Below are 6,440 nucleotides of genomic sequence, written 5' to 3'. Positions count from 1 at the left end.
GGGTGCGCAGACGTTGCCGATCTCGGCCAATGGCGCATTCACGTTCCCGAGTGGCATCGCCAACGGCGCGGCGTACGCGGTCACGGTCGGCACGCAGCCGAGCGGCCAGACCTGCTCGGTCGCCAACGGCAGCGGCACGGTGTCGGGTGCGAACGTCACCAATGTCGCGGTGACCTGCACGGTGAACACGTACACGGTCGGAGGCACGGTAGCGGGCTTGTCCGGTTCCGGACTCGTGCTTTCGCTCAACGCGGGTGCGCAGACATTGCCGGTCGCCGCTAATGGCGCATTCGCATTTCCAAGCGGCCTCGCCAACGGTGCGGCGTATACCGTCGCGATCGGCTCGCAGCCGAGCGGCCAGACCTGTTCGGTCGCGAACGGCAGCGGCACGGTATCGGGTGCGAATGTCACCAATGTCGCGGTGACCTGCACGGTGAACACGTACACCGTCGGTGGCACGGTCGGCGGGCTGCTCGGCAACAGCGTCACGCTCTCGCTCAACGCGGGTGCGCAGACGCTGCTCGTCGCAGCCAATGGACCGTTCTCGTTCCCGACCGGTCTCGCCGACGCCGCCACCTACACGGTGACCGTCAGCGTGCAGCCGAGCGCACCGGCGATGACGTGCACGATCGCCAACGGCACCGGCACGATCGCTGCGGCCAATGTCACGCAGGTCGCGGTGACGTGCTCCGATTCGATCTTCACGTACGGGTTCGAGGCGCCCTGACCACCGCGCCCCCGTTACCGCGGGGGGACTGGACGTACAAAAGCCGCGGCCGATGGCCGCGGCTTTTTTCGTTCTTGTCCTCATCGCAGCAAGGCAACGCCGTCGTTCCGGCGAAACCGGAATCCTGCTCTGCGCGGCACGAAGACACTGGGCCCCGGCCGGGAGGACGACGCGGAAGCTTGCGCCTCTGCTCTTTCTGCTCTCTCGTGCAGCACCGGAGTCCCCCGGCGCTGGCGGGCGCGGCCGATAAGGCCCGAAGGGGGCGCGTGAGGAATCGCGCGCCGCCGAGGCGCGCGGAACATGCGACGACGCTCCGCCACGCGAAGGAAGCCTTACGCGGCTACATGCATCGGAATCCAGCCGTGTGTGCCACCCTACGCGAGCCGACTCACACCACGCGCGCGAGCTCCATCGCAACCTGCCTCGCCGCGTCGAGCGTCGCGGCGATGTCCTCGCTCGTATGCGCCGTCGAGACGAACAGGTTCTCGTACGCGCCCGGGTGGAACAGCACGCCCTTGCCGAGCATGCCCTGCCACCAGCGGCGGAAGATCTCCTGGTCCGCGTGGCGCTCGGCGTCGCGATAGTTGTGGATCTCCTTCCGGGCGAACCATACCTGCATGAGCGGACCCACGCCGACGACGTAGGCCGGCAATCCGGCATCGCTCATCACCTTGCCGAGCCCGAGGCGCAGTTCGTCGGATACCGCGTCGAGCTGCGCGTACAGGCCCGGCGTGTTCAGTTCGTCGAGTGCCGCATTCGCAGCGGCGATCGCGATGCCGTTGGCGCTGTACGTGCCGGCCATCGATACCGTGCCGTTCGCGACCAGCGCCATGATGTCGGCGCGTCCGCCCATCGCTGCGACCGGGAAGCCGCCGCCGATGCCTTTCGCGAACACCGACAGATCCGGCCGGATGCCGAGCCGCCCCTGCGCGCCGGCGAGGCCGAGCCGGAAGCCGGTGATGACTTCGTCGAAGATGAGCACGATGCCATGCTTCGACGTGAGTTCGCGCATCGCTTCGAGGTAGCCGGGCCTGGGCAGGATGCAGCCGGTGTTGCACATCACCGGCTCGGTCAGCACGGCCGCGATCGAATCGCCTTCACGCGCGATCGCGTCGGCGAGCGCCTGCGCGTCGTTCCACGGCAGGATGATGAGGTTGTCTTCCACGCCCTTGGGCATGCCCGGTCCCTGCGGCACCGCGACCGGGCGGTCGTCGGGCCCGGCCTTCTCGATCGACGGGTGCTTGCTCCAGTACACGCCGTCGGAGAAGCCGTGGTACATGCCTTCGAAGCGGATGATCTTGTTGCGCCGGGTGAACGCGCGCGCAAGGCGCGTCGCGTACAGCACGGCTTCGGTGCCGGTATTGCAAAGGCGCACGCGCTCGACGCTCGGCACCGCGTCGACGATCTTTTGCGCGAGCAGCGCTTCGTCGGCGGTCGGCAACGCGAACACGGTGCCACGTTGCTGGATGAAGTCGACCACCGCCTGCGTCACGCGCGGCGGCCGGTGGCCGAAGATCATTGGGCCAAGGCCGAGCAGGTAGTCGATGTACTCGTTGCGGTCGACGTCGCGCAGGCGCGAGCCCCGCCCGCTTTCGACGAACAGCGGGTACGGATTCCAGCCCGACCAGGTCGCGCGCGCGGTGCTGTTGACGCCACCCGGGATGAGCTTGCAGGCGGCATCGAACAGGTCGGCGCTGCGCGCGGTGTCGAGGCCGTCGACGAGACGTGCGACGGAGGAAGGCTTCGAGGTATCCATGTTCAAGGAGGGGACTCCGGAAGGCCGATCACCGCAGGAGGGGCGGCGGGATGTCTTGAAAAAGCGCCGCGGATGAAGCGTTCCTGCGGCGGTGGCGCAGGAGCCGCTGCGGCGCGACGGTATCGATGCGTCAGGCGACCTGCGGCGACGGGGCCGGGGCCGCCTGGCCGTGCGCCGCCAGTTCGCCCGCGAGCAGGGTCGGCAGCAACTCGAGCGCGTCGGCAAAGCCGGTGATCGGCACGTACGGGATGCCGGCCGAGCGGCAGTGTTCGATCAACCGGTGCTTGGCGAACACGAGATCGGCTTCGCCGGCGACGCAGAAGTCCGAAGTGCCGTCGCCGATCAGGAGCACGCGCTTGCGATCGGCATGCGCATCACCCGCGCTCGCGCACTTGCAGTTGCCGCTGCGGCAGTTCGGCCGGCCGTGCGGGAACTCCAGGCGCCAGCCGCTCTCGCCGACCGCCTCGAGGCGATTGGCGACGATCGGCAGGTCGTCGAGTCCGTGCTGGCCGAGCACGCGGCGGATCGCGTAGTCGAGGCCATCGCTGAGCACCGTCAGCGGCACGCCCGCGTCGCGCGTCGCCGCGACGAAAGCCGGGAACGCGCGATCGATCATCATGCCGTCGAGATGCGCGTCGAGCTCGGCGTCACTCGCATCGAGCAGGCCGACCTGCTGTGCCATGCAATCGCGCGAACCGATCTCGCCGCGCTTCCATGCCTGCTCCAGCGCCTGCCAACCGGGGCGGCCGAAGCGTTCGAGCAGGGAGTCGGTGATGTCCTCGACGGAGATCGTGCCGTCGAAATCGCAGAGGATGGTCCAGTGGGACACGGGTTGCTTCCTGCGGCCCGTCGGAGGACCGCCACGGTTACAGCGTAGCGGGGGTGCCTTTCGGGGTGGTTTCGGGTCGCGAAGGCGGAGGCTTGGGGCTGAGGGCTGACGGCTGCGCGGAGTTGGCCGCATCGCTCGATGTGATCGTACCGCTTGTTCGATACCGCACATCGTCCACGTGTTGCGGAGTGCGGTCCGATGGAGCCAGTACGGCTCCGTGCAAACCGGCGGTTCAGCCCTCAGCCCTGCACCCTCGGCCCTCGCTTCTCGGCCCTCAGGCCTCGCTTCACGCCGTCAGCCCTGCCTGATGAAGCGCACCAGCACCCGCTGGCCAATGCGGAACGTGCCGCCGTCCAGGCGCAGCACGCACTCGACGTCGTGCGCGCCGGCGCGTTCGACCGGGTCGTCGGTGAGGCGGCTCGGTCCGAACACTTCGCCGACGCGCAGCACTTCGGCGGGGATCGGCGTGCCCTGGTCGGTGTCGCGCACGACCTCGGCGCGCATGCCGGGCGTGACCAGGTCGACGTAGGCCTCGTTGAGTTCGGCGCGCACGATGCGCGGGCGGTCGGGCAGCAACTGGAACAGCTCGCTTGTCGCCTGCGTGGACACCGCGTCGCCGACGTGCACCGAGCGGCGCACGATGCGCCCCGCCGACGGTGCGGTGATCGTGCGCGCGTCGAGTTCGGCGCGCGCTTCTTCGAGATGTGCATGCGCGGCCTTCGACGCCGCTTCGGCGACCGCGACCTCGGCCTTCAGCACGGCGAGCGCGGTCCCTGCATCGTCGGCGCTCTGCCCGCTCGCCGCGCCGGCCGTCGCTGCCGCAGCCGTTCGCTCGGCCGCCTGCGCCGCGGGCGCGAGCTTCGCTTTCAGGACGCCGAGCTGCGCGTTCGCCTGCGCGACGCCGGCCTCGGCGACGCCGAGCGCGATGCGCGCCTGGCGCTGGTCGAGCCGCGCGAGTACGTCGCCCTGCTTCACGACGTCGCCGTCCTCGACGCGTACTTCTTCCACTCTTCCATCACGCGACGCCACGACGCGGATGAGGCCACCCTCGACATCGACCTGGCCGCGCGCCATCGCGATCCAGCTGCCGTTCGCGGGCGCCGCCGATGCCGTGCGGTCAAACACATCGTCGGAACACGCGGCCAGCAGCAACATCGGCACGAACAGCAGCGGTATCCAGCACGCACGCATCCTCTTCGTCATTCCACCCCACCTCCGACCGGCGCGAGCGCGTGCGCCGAGCATATACGAGCGTTTCACGACGCGAGCATCGCGCACGCGACGCAACCGGCAACGACCGCGAGCGGCGGCACCCGCGCCCCCAGCAGCACGAGCGCGCCGAGCGCGATCATCGCATCCGCGGTGCCGTGCACGGCGCCGGTGAAGACCGGATCGTACAACGCCGCGGCGAGCAGGCCGACCACCGCCGCGTTGACGCCGGCCAGCGCGGGCGCCACGCGCGCGCGCGACGCCGCGCGGCCGAACAGGTGATGCGCACCGACCGCAAGCAGCATCCCGGGCAGGAACAACGCGAGCAGCGCCAACGCCGCCATCGCGGCGATGCCGCCCGGCGGCGACGCCACCGCGCCGAGATACGCGGCGATCGCGAACAGCGGCCCCGGCAGCGCCTGCGCGAAGCCATAGGCCGACAGGAATGCGTCGTCGCCGATCCACGCAGGCACGAGTCCGTCGCGCAACAGCGGCAGCACGACGTGGCCGCCGCCGAACACGAGCGTGCCGGCGCGGTAGAACACGCCGAGGAACGCCGCCGCGCCGTGCGGCGCGAATGCGGCGGCGGCGAACGCCCCGACGACGCCGGCGAGGGCGAGCGCGGGCGCGAGCAGCGCCGCGCGCGACGTCGTCACCGCCGCCGCAGCGCCGCGAGGCAGGGTCGCGTCGCGGCACGCGAGCATGCCGAGCACGGCGCCCGCGGCGAGCACGACGAACTGCAGCGCGGCGCTGCCGTGAAGCAGCATGGCGAACGCGCCGGCACCGGCGATCGCCACGCGTGCAACGTCCGTGCAAAGCCGTCGTGCCATGCTCGCCACCGCCTGCGCGACCACCGCGACGGTCGCAAGGGCGAGGCCGTGCAACAGCACCGCGGGTGACGCGGAAAGGCGTGGCAGCGTCCACGCGAATGCGAGCATGAGCAGCGCCGACGGCGTCGTGAAGCCGAGCCAGGCAGCGAACGCGCCCGCCCACCCGGCGCGGCGCAGGCCAATCAGGAAGCCGACTTGGCTGCTGGTCGGGCCGGGCAGCACCTGGCAGGTCGCGACGAGGCTTGCGTATTCGTCCGCGTCGAGCCAGCGCAGGCGGCGCACGTAGGTGCGCTCGAAATCGCCGCGGTGGGCGATCGGCCCGCCGACCGAGGTCGCGCCGAGGCGCAGCGCCTGCGCGAACACGTCGCCTGCGCGCTCCGCGCTCACGCCGGCGCCGGCGCGCCGACGCGCCGGTCGGCGAGGATGCGTCCGTCTTCCATCGCGAGCACGCGGTCGGCGTGGCCGACGAGGCGAGGATCGTGGCTCACGCAGAGCACCGTCGCCCCATGCGTGCGCGCGATCCGATGCAGGGTATCGATGACGATCTGGCCGTTGGCCGCGTCGAGCGCGCTGGTCGGCTCGTCGGCGAACAGCAGCTGCGGCTCCTTCGCGAGCGCGCGCGCGATCGCGACGCGCTGCTTCTCGCCGCCGGACAGTTCCGCCGGCTTGAGCTGAATGCGGCTGCCGAGGCCGACCTCGGCGAGCGCGTCGCTCGCGCGCCGTCGTGCGCTGGCGTCGTCGATGCCGAGGTAGCCGAGCGGCAGCATCACCTGCTCGAGCGCGCTGAGCGCCGGGAACAGGTTGAAACCCTGGAACACGAAACCGGTGTGGCGCAGCCGGAACCGCTCGAGTTCCGCCGGCGCAAGACGCGCGAGGTCCTGGCCAAGCGCGAACGCTCGGCCACCGTCCGGGCGCAGCAAGCCGCTGAGGATCGCCAGCAACGTGCTCTTGCCGCAGCCGGACGGACCCGAGACGAGCGTGAGCTCGCCGGCCATGATCTCGATCGACAGGTCGCGCAGCACGTCGGTACGCACCGCGCCGGTGGTGAACGACTTCGACAACGCATCGGCGACCAGGGCGGCGTTCATG

Annotated in this window: 6 protein-coding genes; 1 reads left to right on the top strand and 5 read right to left on the bottom strand. The window is 70.6% G+C overall.

Going from position 1 to position 6,440, the window contains the following annotated elements; all coding sequences use genetic code 11:
• The coding region (locus ACTHK2_RS12820) for a hypothetical protein (protein WP_440246112.1) at window positions 1-727 on the top strand (727 nt) is incomplete at its 5' end.
• Between the two features lie 388 nt (window positions 728-1,115).
• On the opposite strand, the gene ACTHK2_RS12815 is transcribed toward ACTHK2_RS12820, so the two are convergent.
• From ACTHK2_RS12815 to ACTHK2_RS12795, 5 genes are all read right to left on the bottom strand, one after another.
• Window positions 1,116-2,483: an aspartate aminotransferase family protein gene (locus ACTHK2_RS12815; RefSeq protein ID WP_440246111.1), complete on the bottom strand. Its 1,368-nt coding sequence runs from the start codon at window positions 2,481-2,483 to the stop codon at window positions 1,116-1,118.
• A gap of 130 nt (window positions 2,484-2,613) precedes the next feature.
• A complete protein-coding gene (locus tag ACTHK2_RS12810) occupies window positions 2,614-3,312 on the bottom strand; it encodes an MtnX-like HAD-IB family phosphatase (protein ID WP_440246110.1) in 699 nt (232 codons plus the stop codon).
• Window positions 3,313-3,606: 294 nt separating this feature from the next.
• Window positions 3,607-4,515: an HlyD family secretion protein gene (locus ACTHK2_RS12805; RefSeq protein ID WP_440246109.1), complete on the bottom strand. Its 909-nt coding sequence runs from the start codon at window positions 4,513-4,515 to the stop codon at window positions 3,607-3,609.
• Window positions 4,516-4,568: 53 nt separating this feature from the next.
• Window positions 4,569-5,738 carry a chromate efflux transporter gene (gene chrA / locus ACTHK2_RS12800; protein ID WP_440246108.1) on the bottom strand — a complete coding sequence of 390 codons (1,170 nt, stop codon included), beginning with the start codon at window positions 5,736-5,738 and terminating at the stop codon, window positions 4,569-4,571.
• Window positions 5,735-6,439 (bottom strand): ABC transporter ATP-binding protein, encoded by a 705-nt coding sequence (locus ACTHK2_RS12795; RefSeq protein ID WP_440246107.1) that lies wholly within the window; start codon window positions 6,437-6,439, stop codon window positions 5,735-5,737. Before ACTHK2_RS12795 ends, chrA begins: the two co-directional genes overlap by 4 nt.
• Between the last annotated feature and the right edge of the window lies 1 nt (window position 6,440).

Origin of the sequence: Dokdonella sp. (assembly GCF_051958935.1) — a bacterium.
Classification (GTDB): domain Bacteria; phylum Pseudomonadota; class Gammaproteobacteria; order Xanthomonadales; family Rhodanobacteraceae; genus Dokdonella_A.
This window is presented reverse-complemented; position numbering and strand designations above follow the sequence as displayed.